The 17,596-nt window shown below is 60.7% G+C and carries 18 protein-coding genes; 2 read left to right on the forward strand and 16 right to left on the reverse strand.

Translation table 11 applies throughout. The features are described 5' to 3' along the window. Positions 1-137 precede the first annotated feature (137 nt). From M5G18_RS02930 to M5G18_RS02990, 13 genes are all read right to left on the reverse strand, one after another. On the reverse strand, positions 138-923 hold the full coding sequence (locus M5G18_RS02930) for a TatD family hydrolase (protein ID WP_064383477.1): 786 nt from the start codon (positions 921-923) through the stop codon (positions 138-140). A gap of 15 nt (positions 924-938) precedes the next feature. Beyond that, positions 939-1,295 (reverse strand): PilZ domain-containing protein, encoded by a 357-nt coding sequence (locus tag M5G18_RS02935; protein ID WP_007950801.1) that lies wholly within the window; start codon positions 1,293-1,295, stop codon positions 939-941. A 42-nt stretch (positions 1,296-1,337) separates the two neighbouring features. Then, positions 1,338-2,321 (reverse strand): DNA polymerase III subunit delta', encoded by a 984-nt coding sequence (locus tag M5G18_RS02940; RefSeq protein WP_273898560.1) that lies wholly within the window; start codon positions 2,319-2,321, stop codon positions 1,338-1,340. After that, the gene (gene tmk, locus M5G18_RS02945) at positions 2,314-2,946 is read right to left on the reverse strand and encodes a dTMP kinase (protein WP_007950797.1); all 633 of its coding nucleotides are present in this window, start codon (positions 2,944-2,946) and stop codon (positions 2,314-2,316) included. The genes M5G18_RS02940 and tmk overlap by 8 nt, the downstream gene beginning before the upstream one ends. A gap of 19 nt (positions 2,947-2,965) precedes the next feature. Beyond that, the gene (mltG, locus tag M5G18_RS02950; protein ID WP_273898561.1) at positions 2,966-4,147 is read right to left on the reverse strand and encodes an endolytic transglycosylase MltG; all 1,182 of its coding nucleotides are present in this window, start codon (positions 4,145-4,147) and stop codon (positions 2,966-2,968) included. Positions 4,148-4,150: 3 nt separating this feature from the next. Continuing rightward, a complete protein-coding gene (gene pabC, locus M5G18_RS02955) occupies positions 4,151-4,966 on the reverse strand; it encodes an aminodeoxychorismate lyase (protein WP_273898562.1) in 816 nt (271 codons plus the stop codon). Continuing rightward, positions 4,966-6,210, reverse strand: coding sequence for a beta-ketoacyl-ACP synthase II (gene fabF, locus M5G18_RS02960; RefSeq protein ID WP_273898563.1), 1,245 nt, complete (start codon positions 6,208-6,210; stop codon positions 4,966-4,968). Before fabF ends, pabC begins: the two co-directional genes overlap by 1 nt. Positions 6,211-6,318: 108 nt before the next feature. Further along, complete coding sequence (gene acpP, locus M5G18_RS02965) at positions 6,319-6,555, reverse strand: acyl carrier protein (protein WP_003175607.1); 237 nt, start codon at positions 6,553-6,555, stop codon at positions 6,319-6,321. A gap of 196 nt (positions 6,556-6,751) precedes the next feature. After that, positions 6,752-7,495, reverse strand: a complete 744-nt coding sequence (fabG, locus tag M5G18_RS02970; protein ID WP_007950790.1) for a 3-oxoacyl-ACP reductase FabG — start codon at positions 7,493-7,495, stop codon at positions 6,752-6,754. A 16-nt stretch (positions 7,496-7,511) separates the two neighbouring features. After that, complete coding sequence (gene fabD / locus M5G18_RS02975; protein WP_007950787.1) at positions 7,512-8,450, reverse strand: ACP S-malonyltransferase; 939 nt, start codon at positions 8,448-8,450, stop codon at positions 7,512-7,514. Between the two features lie 125 nt (positions 8,451-8,575). Beyond that, a complete protein-coding gene (gene plsX / locus M5G18_RS02980) occupies positions 8,576-9,586 on the reverse strand; it encodes a phosphate acyltransferase PlsX (RefSeq protein ID WP_074688106.1) in 1,011 nt (336 codons plus the stop codon). A 4-nt stretch (positions 9,587-9,590) separates the two neighbouring features. Beyond that, on the reverse strand, positions 9,591-9,773 hold the full coding sequence (rpmF, locus tag M5G18_RS02985; RefSeq protein ID WP_003179396.1) for a 50S ribosomal protein L32: 183 nt from the start codon (positions 9,771-9,773) through the stop codon (positions 9,591-9,593). A 13-nt stretch (positions 9,774-9,786) separates the two neighbouring features. Then, positions 9,787-10,314: a YceD family protein gene (locus M5G18_RS02990; protein WP_003204262.1), complete on the reverse strand. Its 528-nt coding sequence runs from the start codon at positions 10,312-10,314 to the stop codon at positions 9,787-9,789. A gap of 106 nt (positions 10,315-10,420) precedes the next feature. On the opposite strand from M5G18_RS02990, the gene M5G18_RS02995 reads away from it, so the two are divergent. Beyond that, positions 10,421-10,999 (forward strand): Maf family protein, encoded by a 579-nt coding sequence (locus M5G18_RS02995; protein ID WP_273898564.1) that lies wholly within the window; start codon positions 10,421-10,423, stop codon positions 10,997-10,999. Positions 11,000-11,045: 46 nt separating this feature from the next. Here M5G18_RS02995 and sppA read toward each other — a convergent pair whose 3' ends face one another. From sppA to rluC, 3 genes are read right to left on the reverse strand one after another with little or no spacing between them, the layout of a single operon-like run. After that, positions 11,046-12,035, reverse strand: coding sequence for a signal peptide peptidase SppA (gene sppA / locus M5G18_RS03000; protein ID WP_262161323.1), 990 nt, complete (start codon positions 12,033-12,035; stop codon positions 11,046-11,048). A gap of 24 nt (positions 12,036-12,059) precedes the next feature. Continuing rightward, positions 12,060-12,722 (reverse strand): HAD-IA family hydrolase, encoded by a 663-nt coding sequence (locus M5G18_RS03005; protein ID WP_134021312.1) that lies wholly within the window; start codon positions 12,720-12,722, stop codon positions 12,060-12,062. Then, positions 12,709-13,671 (reverse strand): 23S rRNA pseudouridine(955/2504/2580) synthase RluC, encoded by a 963-nt coding sequence (gene rluC / locus M5G18_RS03010; protein ID WP_007950779.1) that lies wholly within the window; start codon positions 13,669-13,671, stop codon positions 12,709-12,711. The genes M5G18_RS03005 and rluC overlap by 14 nt, the downstream gene beginning before the upstream one ends. 699 nt (positions 13,672-14,370) lie before the next feature. Between rluC and rne the strand changes: the two genes are divergently transcribed. Continuing rightward, positions 14,371-17,592: a ribonuclease E gene (gene rne / locus M5G18_RS03015; protein ID WP_273898565.1), complete on the forward strand. Its 3,222-nt coding sequence runs from the start codon at positions 14,371-14,373 to the stop codon at positions 17,590-17,592. Positions 17,593-17,596 lie beyond the last annotated feature (4 nt).

Here is a 17,596-nt window from a genome sequence, read left to right on the forward strand (position 1 = left end):
ATACTTGAACTGTCGGGCGACATCTCCCCCAAGTGTCGCGCCGGTAAAGGTACCAAGGGACCGCGTGCCTTTGTTTTACTCCTAATGGTCTTAACCCGGATTCACCCCCCAGAACCCGGGTTTTTTTTGCCTGCGATTCAGGCTTTTACATTCGCCAGCGGAAACAGTCGCTTGAAGTTCTCGGTGGTCTGCTCGGCAAAGCGCTCGTAGTTCTCGCCGCGTAGCATCGCCAGAAACTCTGCCACTTCGCGCACGTATTGCGGCAGGTTCGGTTTGCCGCGATACGGGATCGGCGCCAGGTAAGGCGAATCGGTTTCCACCAGCAGGCGATCGGCCGGAACCTTGCTCGCCACATCGCGCAGCGCATCGGCATTGCGGAAGGTGACGATGCCCGACAGGGAAATGTAATAACCCATGTCCAGCGCCGCCTTGGCCATGTCCCAGTCTTCAGTGAAGCAATGCAGCACACCGGCCTGGGGCAACGCGGCTTCGCGCAGCAATTCGAGCGTGTCGGCGCGGGCGCCACGGGTGTGGATGATCACCGGTTTGCCGGTTTGCTGTGCGGCTTGCAGGTGCAGACGGAACGATTCCTGCTGCAGCTCCGCCGCTTCCGGCTCGTAGTGATAGTCCAGACCGGTTTCGCCGATCGCCACCACTTTCGGGTGATTGAGCTCGTGCAGCAGCCAGTCCAGCGCCGGCGCCGCGCCCGGTTGCACATCCAGCGGATGCACGCCGACCGAGCAATCGACGTCGTCGTAACGCTCGGCCAGGGCTTTGACGTCGGCCGCGTTGTCGGCGCTGACGCCGATGCACAGGAAGTGCCCGACGCCGCGCTGACGGGCCGCATCCAGCGCGGCATCCAGGGAACCGTCGTGAACGGCGAGGTCGAGGCGATCAAGGTGACAATGGGAATCTACGAGCATAAAAAGGACTGCAACTTACATCGTATGAGTGGGACGGTCGGATTTCAGGGCTCCGGCCAGATGAGTTTCGATGCGACTGCGCGCGGTGTTGTCGCCATCGTTGAATTGCACGCCGACGCCGGCTGCGCGGTTGCCCTGGGCGCCTTTGGGGGTGATCCAGGCCACTTTGCCGGCCACCGGAATCTTCTCCGCCTCGTCCATCAGGTTCAGCAGCATGAACACCTCGTCGCCCAACTTGTAGCTCTTGTTGGTCGGGATGAACAGGCCACCGTTCTTGATGAACGGCATGTAGGCGGCGTAAAGGACCGACTTGTCCTTGATGGTCAGGGACAAGATGCCGTTGCGCGGCCCCGGGCTGACAGGTTCATTCATGTTGACCTCCACTGCTGATGTTCAGAGTCTAGGTACACATTCTTATCTTTGGCCAGGCAAGCTCGCCCATTGCACCAGCAACGCTTCCAGCAGCAACGCCGCATTGAGGTTGGCCTTGCTCAGGACTTTCTGGCGCTGGGCGAGGATCCAGTCCTGAATATCCAGCACTTTAGCCTGGGCACTTTTCTGCGCCAGGTACTGCACGACCTTGCGCATGTCGGTCAGGCCGAGGCCTGCTTCGTCCTGGGTCAATTGATAGCGCAGGATCAGGCTCGACCAGTCGCAGAACCAGTCGAACAGCCGCAGCATCGGAATGTTTTTCCACTCTTCGGCCAATTGTGTCGGTGATTGCTGCTGCTTGAGCAGCTTCTTCACGCCTTCGACCACTTGCGCCCGCTGTTCACGCACGCCCTGCCCCTGCAAGGTGACAGCGGCCAACGGCGAGCCAGCGGCCAGAGTCAGCAACTCGACACGCTCCTCTTCGGAGCATTCCGGCAATGCCTGAGCCAGCCATTGCAGGCTCATGGCCTCGCTCGGCAGCGGGCAGGCCTGTTGCACGCAACGGCTCTTGATGGTCGGCAACAATCGGCTCGGCTGGTGGCTGACCAGCAACAGCACGGTATCACCGGACGGCTCTTCCAGACTCTTGAGCAAGGCGTTGGCGGCGTTGATGTTCATCGACTCCACCGGCTCGATCAGCACCACCTTGCGCCCGCCCAGTTGCGCGGTCTGCACCACGAAACCGACCAGATCGCGTACCTGATCGACCTTGATCGCCTTGTCCGCTTCTTCGGGTTCGAGGATGTAATTGTCCGGGTGGCTGCCGGCCTTGAGCAGCAGGCAGGATTTGCACTCGCCGCAGGCTTCAGGCGTCGGACGCTGGCACAGCAGGCTGGCCATCAGCCGCTCGGCCAGCGCGCGCTTGCCGATCCCGGCCGGGCCGTGCAGCAGATACGCGTGGGCGTGCTGAGTGCGACCGGCCAGTTGCTGCCAGAGGCTGTCCTGCCACGGATAGGCCTCAGCCACGGCTCAGCTCCAGCAAGTTCGGAATCAGGGTATCCAGCGATTGTTGAACCTTGGCCAACGGCTGGCCGGCATCGATCCGCACGTAACGCGCCGGATCAGCTTCGGCGCGCTTGAGGAACGCGCTGCGCACGGCCTCGAAAAACTCACGGCCTTCCAGCTCGAAACGATCCAGACGACCTCGGGCGCTGGCGCGGGCCAGGCCGATTTCCACCGGCAGATCGAAAATCAGCGTCAGGTCGGGACGCAAATCGCCCTGCACGAAAGTCTCCAGCGCCGCAATGCGCTCCAGGGACAAGCCGCGACCGCCACCCTGATAGGCGTAAGTCGAATCGGTGAAACGATCACACAGCACCACCGCACCACGGGCCAGCGCCGGGCGAATGACCTCAGCCAGATGCTGGGCTCGGGCGGCGAACACCAGCAGTAGCTCGGTGTCCGGGTTCATCACTTCGTCGACCGGGGCCAGCAGCACCTCACGAATGCGCTCGGCCAGCGGCGTACCGCCGGGCTCGCGGGTCAGCACCACTTCAATACCGGCGGCGCGCAGGCGCTCGGCGAGGTATTCGCGGTTGGTGCTTTTGCCGGCGCCTTCCGGGCCTTCCAGGGTAATAAACAAGCCAGTCACAGGCAGTCCTTAATCAAAGTCATTGCGTGTTTTGGGGAGCGGAGGCTTCCGGTTCCGGCGTCGGCGCAGGCTCTTGAGCAGGCGGCTGCGGCAACGACTCCGGTGCGGTATCGGGTGAGGCGGCAGGAATCGCCTCCTCGGCTGCCGGAGCGGCCTCGGGCGCGGCCGCGGGCGCCGGGCTCGAGCGGTAATCTGCGCGCCGCTTGAGCTGGTACTCGCGCACCGCGTTGTTGTGCGCGTCCAGATCATCGGAGAACACGTGACTGCCATCGCCACGGGCAACAAAGTAGAGGCTGGTGCCATCCACCGGGTTGAGTGCGGCGTGAATGGCTTCACGTCCGACCATGGCGATCGGCGTCGGCGGCAGGCCGGGAATCATGTACGTGTTGTACGGCGTGGCTTCCTTGAGGTGGGCGCGGGTCAGTTTGCCGTTATAGCGGTCACCCAGGCCGTAGATCACCGTCGGATCGGTCTGCAACTGCATGCCCAGCGCCATGCGCCGCACGAAGACGCCGGCGATCTGGCCACGCTCCTGAGGCACGCCGGTTTCCTTCTCCACCAGCGACGCCATGATCAGCGCCTGATAGGGCTCGGTGTAAGGCACGTCAGCGGAGCGTTTTTCCCACTCCTTGGCCAGCACTTCGTCGAGGCGGTCGAAGGCCTTTTTCAACAGTTCGGTATCGGTCACACCGCGCACGAAGCGGTAGGTGTCGGGGAAGAAGCGGCCTTCAGGGAACAGGCCCTTGTGACCGATTTTGGCCATCACATCACTGTCGCTCAGGCCGTTGAGGGTCTGCTCGATCTTTTCATCTTTGGCCAGCGCGGCGCGCACTTGATGGAAATTCCAGCCTTCGACCAGGGTCAGGCTGTACTGAACCACATCGCCGCGCTTCCACAGGTCAATCAGGCCGTTGACGGTCATGCCCGGCTGCATGCGGTATTCACCGCTGTGAATCGGCGTGCCGGCAAGGTTGAAACGCCAATAGACCCGCAGCCAGAACGCGTCCTTGATGACGCCATCGGCTTCGAGTCCGAGAAAAGTACGGGTCGGGGTGGATCCCTTTGGCACATCCAGCAGTTCTTCCTGCGTGATGTTCAGGGGCTGTTCCAGTGCCGAATGAATCTTCCAGGCGCTGGCGCCCAACAGCAGCCCTGCCAGAACCAGTCCGGTTTCCAGCAGCAGCAAAAGTTTACGTCTCACGAATCAGGCATCCAGTAGCGCGCGGGCAATGGTTTGCAGTTTACGGGTGAGCGGGCCAACCGGCCAGCTCAGTGCAGCACAGGCGCGTACCGGCCAGACGCCATACACGCTGTTGCAGACAAAGACTTCATCGGCCCATTGCAGTTGTTCGAGGGGGATGTCGGTGATTTGCACGGGAATGCCCAGGGACTCGGCCTGAAACAATATTTCTGCGCGCATCACGCCGGCCACACCGCAGCGTTTCAGGTCCGCCGTAATCAGCACACCGTCACGCACCAGGAACAGGTTGCTGAACACGCCTTCGATCACCCGACCGGCCTGATCGAGCATCAAACCTTCGGCATGCTCACTGTCCTGCCATTCGGCGCGGGCAATGACCTGTTCCAGTCGATTGAGGTGTTTGAGCCCGGCGAGCAACGGCTGCCTGGACAGGCGCGTGCTGCACGGAAACAGGCGAACGCCCTGCTCAGCGTGGGCCGCTGGATAAGCGGCGGGAGGATTGCCTTGCAGAATGCGTCGGCCCTGCGCCGAAGGATCCGGCGCATAACCGCGCAATCCGTCGCCACGGGTGAGGATGAGTTTGAGCACGCCCTCGCCCATCGCGGCGGCATAGGATTGCAGCTCATGGCGAACCCGCTCGATGTCGGCTGCGATGACCAGACGCGCACAGCCGTCGGCCAGACGCGTCAGATGCCGATCCAGCAGCAACGGCTGACCGCCTCGCACGGCGATGGTCTCGAACAGACCGTCGCCGTAAGCCAGGCCGCGATCTTTCAGCGACAGAGCGTCAGCCGGCAGACCGTCGACCCAGCAGTCCATCAGCCGGCGAACCGACGGAACGCCAACGTGCCGTTGGTGCCGCCGAACCCGAACGAGTTGGACAGCACGACATCGATGTCCATGTTGCGCGCGGTGTGCGGCACGAAATCGAGGTCGCAGCCTTCGTCCGACTCATCGAGGTTGATGGTTGGCGGCGCCACCTGGCTGTTGATCGCCAGCACGCTGAAGATCGCCTCGACCGCGCCCGCCGCACCCAGCAGGTGACCGGTCATGGACTTGGTGGAGCTGACCGCCAGTTTGTAGGCGTGCTCACCGAACACCGACTTGATCGCGTTGGCTTCAGCGAGGTCGCCGGCCGGCGTCGAAGTGCCGTGGGCGTTGATGTATTGCACTTGATCGACGTTGATCTTCGCATCGCGCAGCGCATTGGTGATGCAACGTGCAGCACCGGCGCCGTCGGCGGGTGGCGAAGTCATGTGGAAGGCGTCGCCACTGGTGCCGAAACCGATCAGCTCGGCGTAGATGGTCGCGCCACGGGCCTTGGCGTGCTCGAGCTCTTCGAGCACCAGGGCACCGGCGCCGTCGGACAGCACGAAGCCATCACGGCCCTTGTCCCAAGGACGGCTGGCGCGGGTCGGCTCGTCGTTGCGGGTCGACAGCGCACGGGAAGCACCGAAGCCGCCCATGCCCAGACCGCACGCGGCCATCTCGGCACCGCCGGCAATCATCACGTCGGCTTCGTCGTACATGATGTTGCGCGCCGCCATGCCGATGCAATGCGTACCGGTGGTACACGCCGTGGCGATGGCGTAGTTAGGCCCCTGTGCACCCAGGTGGATGGACAGGAAACCGGAAATCATATTGATGATCGAGCCAGGCACAAAGAACGGAGATATCCGGCGTGGGCCGGTCTCGTGCAGGGTGCGGCTGGTTTCTTCGATGTTGGTCAGACCGCCGATACCCGAACCCATGGCCACGCCAATGCGTTCACGGTTGGCATCGGTGACTTCCAGACCGGCATTGCGTACGGCTTGAAAGCCGGCCGCCAGACCGTACTGAATGAACAGGTCGAGCTTGCGCGCTTCCTTGACCGACAGGTATTCCTCGACATTGAAGCCCTTTACCGAGCCGCCAAAGCGGGTGGAATAGGCAGAAAGGTCGGTGTGTTCGATCAGACCAATGCCACTGCGGCCAGCCAGAATGCCCTGCCAACTGCTCGGCACATCCGTGCCCAGTGGCGACAACATACCCATACCGGTGACTACGACGCGTCTACGCGACACAGCACTCTCCTTTTTCAAATGACGACTTTGCATCAGGCCTAAAGAAAAAACCGCACGCCATGATGGCAGTGCGGTTTTTCCATGACAGCAAGCAACGATTACAAACTATTACGCCTGGTGGCTAGTAACGTAGTCGATTGCAGCTTGTACAGTAGTGATCTTCTCAGCTTCTTCGTCAGGGATTTCGGTCTCGAATTCCTCTTCCAGAGCCATCACCAGCTCAACGGTGTCAAGGGAGTCGGCACCCAGGTCTTCTACGAAGGAAGCGGTGTTGACCACTTCTTCTTCTTTAACACCCAGTTGCTCGGCAACGATTTTCTTGACGCGCTCTTCGATGGTGCTCATACCTTGTTTTCACTCCTAATGGACAAATTCAGGCAGCTGGCCAGTGGGTAAGTGTATAGAAAGACTTTTCAGCTTTTCAACTGAAAGCTTCACTCCTCAAACCCTGCGGCCCTCTGCCTATAAATAGATTGCAGCTTTATAACGGATTTTAGACAGCTCGTATGACATTTTTTTGAAGCAATCCGTCACATTTGAATTACATGTACATCCCGCCGTTAACCGGGATTGTAGCCCCGGTCACGTATGCCGCACCGTCGGATGCAAGAAAAGCGACCACGGACGCGATCTCTTGAGCTTGTCCCAGACGGCCCAGCGGAATCTGCGTCTGCAAGGCTTCACGCTGTGCTTCAGGCAGCTCGCGAGTCATATCGGTGTCGATGAACCCTGGGGTTACCGAGTTGACCGTAATCGAACGCGAACCGACTTCACGCGCCATGGCACGGCTGAAACCTTCCAGACCGGCCTTGGCGGCTGCATAGTTTACTTGGCCAGCGTTGCCCATGGCACCCACCACCGAGCCAATACTGATAATTCGGCCCCAACGCGCCTTGGTCATGCCGCGCAGAACGCCCTTGGACAGGCGATACAGACTGTTCAGGTTGGTATCGATCACGTCGTACCACTCGTCGTCTTTCATGCGCATCATCAGGTTATCGCGGGTGATGCCGGCATTGTTGACCAGAATCGCCACCGGCGCACCGAACTGCTCCTGAATGCTCGCCAGCACTTTGGTAACCGATTCGTCGCTGGTGACATTCAGTTCGAAACCAGCGCCTTGAATGCCGTTTTCCTTCAGGGTCGCAGCAATACGCTCGGCGCCCGAAGCGGAAGTCGCGGTGCCAACAACAATGGCGCCCTGACGACCCAGTTCCAGTGCGATAGCCTGGCCGATGCCACGGCTTGCGCCGGTGACCAGTGCAACTTTACCTTGCAGACTCATGCAAGCTTCTCCTGATTCAGACAGCCGCTGCGCGAGCAGCAGCGAAAGCGTCTGGGGTATTGAGGTTGGAAGTCGAAACGCCTTCGGCGCAACGTTTGTTCAGACCGGCCAGCACCTTGCCAGGGCCGCACTCGACCAGATTGGTCGCGCCTTTGGCGGCCAGGGTCTGTACGGACTCGACCCAGCGTACCGGCTTGTAGAGTTGCTCCAGCAGATCACGCTTGAGGGTTTCCAGATCCGCCGGCACCTGGGCGCTGACGTTCTGCACCACAGGGATCTGCGGTGCCTGCCAGTCGATGGCAGCGATGGACTCGGCGAAGCGCTCGGCAGCCGGACGCATCAGCTCGCAGTGCGACGGCACGCTGACCGGCAGCGGCATGGCACGCTTGGCGCCACGGGCCTTGCAGCCTTCGATGGCGCGCTCAACGGCAGCCTTGGCACCGGCAATCACCACCTGGCCCGGGGAGTTGAAGTTCACCGCGCTGACCACTTCGCCTTGGGCCGCTTCGGCACAGGCAGCGAGAACGTCGGCATCTTCCAGACCGAGGATGGCAGCCATGCCGCCCTGCCCGGCTGGAACGGCTTCCTGCATCAACTGGCCACGGCGCTCGACGAGCTTTACCGCGTCCGCCAGGCTCAGACTGCCGGCAGCAACCAGCGCGCTGTATTCGCCCAGGCTGTGCCCGGCAACGAAGGCCGGACGCGCACCACCTTCCGCCAGCCACAGACGCCACAGGGCGATCGAAGCGGTCAGAATGGCCGGTTGGGTTTTATCGGTTTGATTGAGCAGCTCTTCCGGACCCTGCTGGGTCAGCGCCCACAGGTCATAGCCCAAAGCATCGGATGCTTCTTTGAAAGTTTCGAGGATCAGTGGATGTTGCGCGCCCAGCTCGGCCAGCATGCCGAGGGACTGCGAACCCTGTCCTGGAAAGACGAATGCGAGGGAAGCAGACATGTAACAAGCCCCTAATGATCTTGTCGTCGGAAAAATGGCATCCCGCTAGAGGGACGCAAGAAACTGACAGTTGGATGGCCCTTTGAACCGGGCGGTCACATTTAAGCATTGTCCGACGAAAACGCCTAAGACAACAAATCCTCCAGACGGCCGTGCAGGCGCTCGGGAAGATTCTCCTGAATCTCGATCAGCGCTCGCTGAATGGCACTCTGAAACCCCTGAACCCCGGCCGAACCGTGACTTTTCACGACAATGCCCTGCAATCCGAGGAAGCTTGCGCCATTGTGTCGCGCAGGCGCCAGATCAGCCTGCAGACGCTTCATCAATGGCAGCGCCAGTGCACCGACCGCGCGGGAGGCGAGGTTTTTCTTGAACAGGGCCTCGATGCGCGCGGCAATCATGGTCGCCAGACCTTCGCTGGACTTGAGCAGGATATTGCCGACGAAACCGTCGCAAACCACTACGTCCGCCTCGCCGCGATACAAGCCGTCGCCTTCGATGAAACCGATGTAATTGATGCCCCGGGCAGCCTGCAACAGCGTTGCAGCCAGCTTGACCTGCTGATTGCCCTTGATGTCTTCGGTGCCGATATTTAGCAGCGCGACACGCGGGCGAGCAATGCCCAGGGTTTGCGCCGCTACGGAACCCATCACGGCGAACTGCAACAGATGCTCGGCGCTGCAATCGACGTTGGCGCCCAGATCGAGCAACTGACAGTAGCCCTTCTGAGTAGGAATCGCGGCGACCATGGCGGGACGATCAATCCCCGGCAGGGTCTTGAGCACAAATCGCGACAGAGCCATCAAGGCACCGGTGTTGCCGGCACTGACACAGGCCTGAACCTTGCCGTCACGCAGCAATTCGAGGGCGACACGCATCGACGAGTCCGGCTTGCCACGCAGGGCCTGGGCAGGTTTTTCGTCCATGGTGATGACTTCGGACGCGGGAACAATCGTCAGGCGCGCGCGATCGGCAGCCGATTGGCCGGTGATCAGTTCTTCAAGAAGGGAGGGTTGACCGACGAGGGTCAGGTGCAGCGAGGGCGTAGCAGAAAGGCAAGCAAGGCTGGCCTGAACAATGCTGCGGGGACCGAAGTCCCCGCCCATTGCGTCAATCGCGATGACTTGAGCGGACAAGTGATTACTCGTCAGCGCCCTTGTCGATCACTTTACGGCCACGGTATACGCCTTCTGGCGATACGTGGTGACGCAGGTGAACTTCACCAGTGGTTTTTTCTACAGACAGGGTGCTAGCCTCGAGAGCGTCGTGCGAACGGCGCATGTCACGGGCAGAGCGGGATTTTTTGTTCTGCTGAACAGCCATAATTGATTAACTCCTAAACGTTTGGGTCACGCTTTAACTGCGCCAATACACTGAACGGGTTGGACCGCGTTACCTCGTCCTCGCTCGGTTCGGGCTCATCTGCTCCCGCCGGCTGCTGGCATTCTTCCGGATGATGAGCAGGCACAATGGGCAAGGCGAGCAGAAGCTCCTCCTCGATCAGTGACTGCAGATCCAATGGATCTTCGCCCAGTTCCAGCACGTCATAACCTTTCGGCAACGACTGGGTATTCGCACCCTCCTTCACTACAGCGTAACTGCATTCGCTGTGGATCGGCAGGGTGACCAGCTCAAGACAACGCTGGCAAACCATTTTGACTTCGGTGTCGATAAAGCTGTGGATTACCACAGATTTACGTTCATCTCGTTCAAAAACGAATTTTGCCTGCACCGTACCGACATCGTCGGAAAGCGGGTCGCAGAGTCTCTTCAAATCGGCCAGCAGCAGTTCACCTTGAAGGGTGGTGCCACGGTCAGCCAATTTGCGCGGGTCAACGTGAGGTGGAATCGGGTCATTCAACATAGGCGCAGCATTATAGGGATGCACCCACCCATGTCAAAGGAAATTGTGCCCTGTCCGTCACTTGCGCGCCTCCGCTAGAATCTGTCGCCTGCCTCTGGAGATGCGAATGCTGCCTTTATTACTCGCTTCAAGCTCGACCTATCGTCGGGAATTGCTCAGCCGCCTGCGCCTGCCGTTCGTCTGCAGCTCGCCGGATATCGATGAAAGCCATCGCCCGGACGAGTCGGCAATCGAGCTGGTCAAGCGCCTCGCCGAACAGAAAGCCCGCGTCCTGGCCGACAGCCACCCTGCTCACTTGATCATCGGCTCCGATCAGGTTGCGGTACTCGGCGAGCGCATCATCGGCAAGCCGCACACCTTCGAAAACGCCCGCGAACAACTGATGGCCGCCAGCGGCGCCAGCGTGACCTTCCTCACCGGCCTGGCCCTGCTCAACAGCCAGACGGGCCACTGCCAGGTCGACTGCGTGCCTTTCACCGTGCACATGCGCGTACTGGACCAGGCCCGCGTCGAACGCTACCTGCACGCCGAGCAGCCCTACGACTGCGCCGGCAGCTTCAAGGCCGAAGGGCTGGGCGTGAGCCTGTTTCAATCCACCGAAGGCCCGGACGCCACCAGCCTGATCGGCCTGCCACTGATTCGCCTGATCGACATGCTGCTGGCCGAAGGCGTACAGATTCCCTGACCCACAAAAAACCGGCCCTCAGGCCGGTTTTTCTTGCAGCATTCGATCAGCGCAACGACGGGCCGTTGAAACCCATCCACATTGCCAGTTTCTCGGCAACGCTGGCACCGAGCTTCTTCGAGAAGCGGTCGAACGGCGATTCCTGAACGGTGAAGTCCACCAGTTCCTTTTCGCCAATCACATCACGCGCCACCGAACTGGCATTGCCCAGACCATCGATCAGCCCCAATGGCAGCGCCTGTTCGCCAGACCAGACCAGCCCGGAGAACAGCTCCGGATGATCCTTGTCTTTCAGACGATCGCCACGCCCCTGCTTGACGCTGTTGATGAACTGCTTGTGCGTGGTATCCAGCACACTTTGCCAGAACGCCGTCTCTTCCGGCTTTTGCGGCTGGAAAGGATCGAGGAACGCCTTGTGCTCGCCAGAAGTGTACGTGCGTCGCTCGACGCCAAGCTTCTCCATGGTGCCGACAAACCCGTAACCGGCCGCCGTCACACCTATGGAACCCACCAGACTGGCCTTGTCGGCATAGATCTGATCAGCAGCACTGGCGATGTAATAGGCACCGGAAGCACCCAGATCGGAAATCACCGCATACAGTTTGGTATCGGGATGCAGGCCGCGCAGGCGCTTGATCTCGTCATACACATAACCCGACTGCACCGGACTGCCGCCAGGGCTGTTGATGCGCAGGATCACGCCCTTGACCTTCTTGTCTTCGAACGCTGCACGCAGGCTGCCGACGATATTGTCGGCGCTGGCAGGCTCTTTGTCGGCGATCATGCCGGTGACATCGATCAACGCGGTGTAGTTGGAGCTGCGCGTAGCGCTCTTCTCCATGTCCATCAACGGCGTGAACAGGATCAGCGCAACAAACAGATAAACAAAGGTCAGCAACTTGAAGAAGATGCCCCAGCGTCGCGACCGACGCTGTTCCTGCACGCCGGCCAGCAGGGTCTTTTCCAGCAGCTTCCAGCTTTTCGCATCACCGTCGTCGGCAGTTGCCTTGGCCGGTGCTTTCCATTCGTCGGTCATGCCATCCACCCCAGCAAAAACGTATTAAGCCTGCTTGCCCAGCCAGGCGTGCAATTCGGAAAAATGGTCGATCGACAGTCGCGGCTCGAACTGCTGCAGTGATTCGATCGATTGCGCGCCATAACTGACCGCCACCGAATCCATCCCCGCATTGCGCGCCATCAGCAGATCGAAGGACGAGTCACCGACCATCAGCGCCTGTTCGGCACGCACACCGCAATGCGCAAGGATCTGCTCCAGCATCAGAGGGTGCGGTTTGCTTGCAGTTTCATCGGCAGCGCGGGTGATATCGAAATAATCTTCCCAGCCATTGGCCTTGAGCACCCGATCCAGCCCGCGACGATTCTTGCCGGTCGCAACAGCCAGGTGATAGCCCTGCTCGCGAAAAGACGCCATCGACTCGACTACGCCTTCGAACAACGGCGAAGGCACGGCTTCTGCAGCGATGTAGTGATCGGCGTAATACTCGCGGAACAAGGTCATTTCGGCATCGCTGATTTCGGGATACAGCGTACGGATTGCCTCGGGCAAGCCCAGACCGATGATGCCTTTGACGGCAAAATCATCACGCAACTCGAAACCTGAACGCCCGGACGCCGAGTGCATTGCCTCGACAATCCGATGAATGGAATCGGCCAGGGTGCCATCCCAATCGAAAATCAGCAGCTTGTAATCAGATGGGCGCACTCAATCGCTCCACAGTCTTGGCCCACATTTCATCGACCGGTGCCTGCAACTTGAGTTCACCGCCATCGGGCAGCGGCACGGTCAGCATGTAGGCGTGCAGGAACAGGCGCTTGCCGCCCAGATCACGAATTTCCTTACTGAAACCGTCATCGCCGTATTTGGTGTCGCCGGCAATGCAGTGCCCGGCGTGCAACGTGTGGACGCGGATCTGGTGCGTACGACCGGTGATCGGCTTGGCTTCGATCAGAGTGGCAAAATCGCCAAAGCGACGCAGGACCTTGAACACGGTCACAGACTCCTTGCCCTCCTCCTCATCGACCTCGACCATGCGCTCACCGGAGCGCAGATTGCTCTTGCCGAGCGCCGCCCGGACCTGCTTGATCGAGGTCGCCCAGTTGCCGCGAACCAGCGCCATGTAGCGCTTGTCGACACCATCACCGCGCAACGCGGCATGCAAGTGACGCAACATGCTGCGCTTCTTGGCGATCATCAGCAGGCCGGAGGTGTCGCGATCGAGACGGTGAACCAGCTCGAGTTCCTTGGCATCGGGGCGCAACTGACGAAAGGCTTCGATGACGCCGTAATTCAGGCCGCTGCCACCGTGAACCGCAATGCCGGCGGGCTTGTTGATCACGATCAGGGCCTTGTCTTCGTAGACAATCGAGGCTTCCAGGCGCTGCAACAGGCCTTGGGCCAAAGGCACCGGCTCGTCGCGCTCGGGCACGCGAACGGGCGGCACGCGCACGATGTCGCCGGCCTGCAGCTTGTATTCGGGCTTGATCCGACCTTTGTTCACACGCACTTCGCCTTTGCGCAAAATGCGGTAAATCAAGGTCTTGGGCACGCCTTTGAGCCGGGCGAGGAGGAAATTGTCGATTCGTTGGCCGGCATATTCCGGCGAGACCTCAAGCAGTTGAACGCCTGGAGTCGAAGGGGCAGTAGTCGTCATGGCGCCGATGATAACAATTTTTTATGGAATTGAAGCACTTAATCATTGCTGCTATAGTCGCGAACGCCGCCAAAAGCGGCCTGGACAGCGGAACCACGGTCAAAAACCGGCCCTGACCAACGCAATTCACCAGGACGCGAGGCCGTCCTACGGGGCTTTTGCTACGTAACGGTGGAGTTTGCAGCTGTAACAAGCGCAGGTGACATGAGGCCTGAATCACGCCGCAAAGCAGAGTTTTGACTCGCCACGCGAGCCATATTCACGGCCAGTTCACAAAGTGCAGTCAGCCGCGGATGACCCCGAGCGAAGACTCCGGAAACACCGCCTGAATTAGCCATGATGCGTGACCTCCCCTTTCGGAGCTCACGGTAAATGCCAACCCGCTGCGGATTCTGCGCGCGGCAGCACCCGAATTATCAGGGATACGTGTAGGGTGGAGATGCACAACCGCTGGACTGTGTAGCAACAGGTTTTATCAAGACGCTTCATCTCGTCCACAGCCACCGGTTGATTCCTCCTCCTGACTGAGTGCTTAAGTAGCCACAGCAAGCAGGACGCGTACGTCGCGATAACGGCCCAATTGGCCGGACATCGCTGGACACGGGAATGGCCAACCACTCCCGACGCACCTGACACCGACCGTGAGAAGTCGTGTGTGCCGAACGCCGTTTCCGGCAGCCCGGAAACCGACGGTACTACATGAAAAGAATGCTGATTAACGCAACTCAACCCGAAGAGTTGCGTGTTGCACTGGTAGATGGCCAGCGCCTCTACGACCTGGACATCGAATCCGGTGCACGCGAGCAGAAAAAGGCCAACATCTATAAAGGCCGCATCACTCGCATCGAACCAAGCCTTGAGGCTGCCTTTGTCGATTTCGGCTCCGAGCGCCACGGCTTCCTGCCCCTCAAAGAAATCTCCCGCGAATACTTCAAGAAAGCCCCTGAAGGCCGCGTCAACATCAAGGACGTCCTGAGCGAAGGCCAGGAAGTCATCGTTCAGGTCGAAAAAGAAGAACGTGGCAACAAGGGCGCAGCCCTGACCACCTTCATCAGCCTGGCCGGTCGTTACCTCGTTCTGATGCCGAACAACCCGCGTGCCGGCGGTATCTCCCGTCGCATCGAAGGCGAAGAGCGCAACGAACTGCGTGAAGCGCTGAACGGTCTGGTTGCTCCGGCCGACATGGGGCTGATCGTGCGCACTGCAGGCCTTGGCCGCAGCAGCGAAGAAATGCAGTGGGACCTCGATTACCTGCTGCAACTCTGGACCGCCATCAAAGAAGCTTCGCTGGATCGTTCCGCGCCGTTCCTGATCTACCAGGAAAGCAACGTGATCATCCGCGCCATCCGCGATTACCTGCGCCAGGACATCGGCGAAGTGCTGATCGACAGCGTTGAAGCCCAGGACGAAGCCCTGACCTTCATCCGCCAGGTGATGCCGCAGTACGCCAGCAAGATCAAGCTGTACGAAGACAGCGTTCCGCTGTTCAACCGTTTCCAGATCGAAAGCCAGATCGAGACCGCTTTCCAGCGCGTCGTCGAACTGCCGTCCGGCGGCTCCATCGTCATCGATCCGACCGAAGCCCTGGTGTCCATCGACATCAACTCGGCGCGCGCCACCAAAGGCAGCGACATCGAAGAAACCGCCCTGCAGACCAACCTTGAAGCGGCTGAAGAAATCGCCCGTCAGTTGCGCCTGCGCGACATCGGCGGCCTGATCGTCATCGACTTCATCGACATGACCCCTGCCAAGAACCAGCGCGCCGTGGAAGAGAAAGTCCGCGAATGCCTGGAAGCCGACCGCGCCCGCGTGCAGATCGGCCGCATCTCGCGCTTCGGCCTGCTGGAAATGTCCCGTCAGCGCCTGCGTCCTTCGCTCGGCGAAAGCAGCGGCATCGTCTGCCCGCGCTGCAGCGGCACCGGCATCATCCGTGACGTCGAATCGCTGTCCCTGGCAATCCTGCGCCTGATCGAAGAAGAAGCCCTGAAAGACCGCACCGCCGAAGTTCGCGCTCAAGTGCCGATCCCGGTGGCCGCGTTCCTGCTCAACGAAAAACGCAACTCGATCACCAAGATCGAACTGCGCACCCGCGCCCGCATCGTCATCCTGCCGAACGATCACCTCGAAACCCCGCATTTCGAAGTTCAGCGTCTGCGTGACGACAGCCCGGAAGCCGCGACCAACCAGTCCAGCTACGAAATCGCTGCCGCTGCCGCCGATGTCGAAGACGTCCAGCCAGCCGCCGCGACCCGCACCCTGGTTCGCCAGGAAGCAGCCGTCAAGACCGCTCCGGCCCGCGCCAACGCTCCGGTTCCGACCGAAGTCGCCGCTCCAGCCCCGGCACCTGCTCCGGTTGCCGCGCCAGAGCCAAGCCTGTTCAAAGGCCTGGTGAAGTCGCTGGTCAGCCTGTTCGCCACCAAGGAGGAGCCAGTTGCTCCGGTTGTGGTTGAAAAACCAGCCGCCGAGCGTCCGGCCCGCAACGAAGAGCGTCGCAACGGTCGTCAGCAGAGCCGCAACCGTAACGGTCGCCGCGATGAAGAACGCAAGCCGCGCGAAGAACGTGCACCGCGTGAAGAGCGCGCCCCACGTGAGCCGCGTGAAGAGCGTCAACCGCGCGAACCACGTGAAGTCCGCGAGCCACGCGAATCCCGTGACGAAGCACCGGTAGCCCGCGAAGAACGCGCACCGCGCGCCCCTCGTGAAGAACGTGCACCACGTGCCCCACGTGAAGATCGCAAGCCACGTGGCGAGCGTGAAGAACGCGTACGTGAACTGCGCGAGCCTCTGGATGCCGCTCCGGCCGTTGCCGCTGCCGCCACCGCTGAAGAGCGTCCGGCCCGTCAGCCGCGTGAAGAACGTGCGCCACGTCCTCCGCGTGAAGAGCGTCAACCGCGTGCCGAACAGGCCGCTGCTGCCGTCGCTGAAGAAGAAATCACCACCAACGAAGAGCAACTGCCGGAAGACGGTTCGGAGAACGCCGAAGGCGATCGTCCACGCCGCCGCTCCCGTGGTCAGCGTCGTCGCAGCAACCGTCGCGAGCGTCAGCGTGATGCCAACGGCAACGTGATCGAAGGTTCGGAAGAATCCGAGTCCGGCGAAAACGATCAAGCGCCAAGCACTGCCGATCTGGCCGCTGGTCTGGCTGTTACCGCTGCTGTTGCCAGCACCGTGATCAGCGCTCCAGCCGAAGCTCAGGCCCACGAGCAAGCTGAACGCGCCACCGCTGCGACCCTGGAAACTGCTCCAGTTGAAGCACCGGTTGTTGAAGCAACCACTCCGGTAGAAGCAGTTGCTGCTCCGGAAGTCGAAGTGGCTCCGGTTCGCGAAGCTCAGCCTCAGGTTGAAGTGGCTGCCGAACCAGCGGTGACCTTCGAAGCACCAGCCGTAGTTGAAGAGTCGGTTGTCGAAACCGTCGCTGAAACCGTGACCGAAACCGTGCGTGAAGTTCGCGAAGAACAGACCGCATTCAACTGGGTCGCCGAGCCGGCTGTCGCTGAAACACCAGCGCCAGTGGTTGAAGCGCCTGTCGTTGAAGAAGCCAAGGCTGCCGAGCCAGTAATTGTTGCTGAACCGGCACCGGTCGTTGAAGCCCCTGTGGTTGAAGCGCCAGTAGTAGCCGAAGCACCAGCGCCAGTGGTTGAAGCAGCTCCGGTCAGCGCCCTGACCCCAAGCGGCCGCGCACCAAACGACCCGCGTGAAGTGCGTCGTCGCAAGCGTGAAGAAGAGCGTCTGCAGAAGGAGGCCGAACTGGCCGCCGCAGCTGCTCCAGCTGCCGAAGTGGTCGAGGCAGCTCCTGCCCCGGTCGCTGAAGAAGTTGCCGTTGAGGCCGTGATTGCCGAAGCACCACGCTCCGTTCAGGAAGCGGTCGAGCAACACGAAGAGGCCCAGGAAAAAGAACACGAGCCTAAACCTCTCGTCTGATTCC

Source organism: Pseudomonas aphyarum, assembly GCF_028657055.1.
Classification (GTDB): Bacteria; Pseudomonadota; Gammaproteobacteria; order Pseudomonadales; family Pseudomonadaceae; genus Aquipseudomonas; species Aquipseudomonas aphyarum.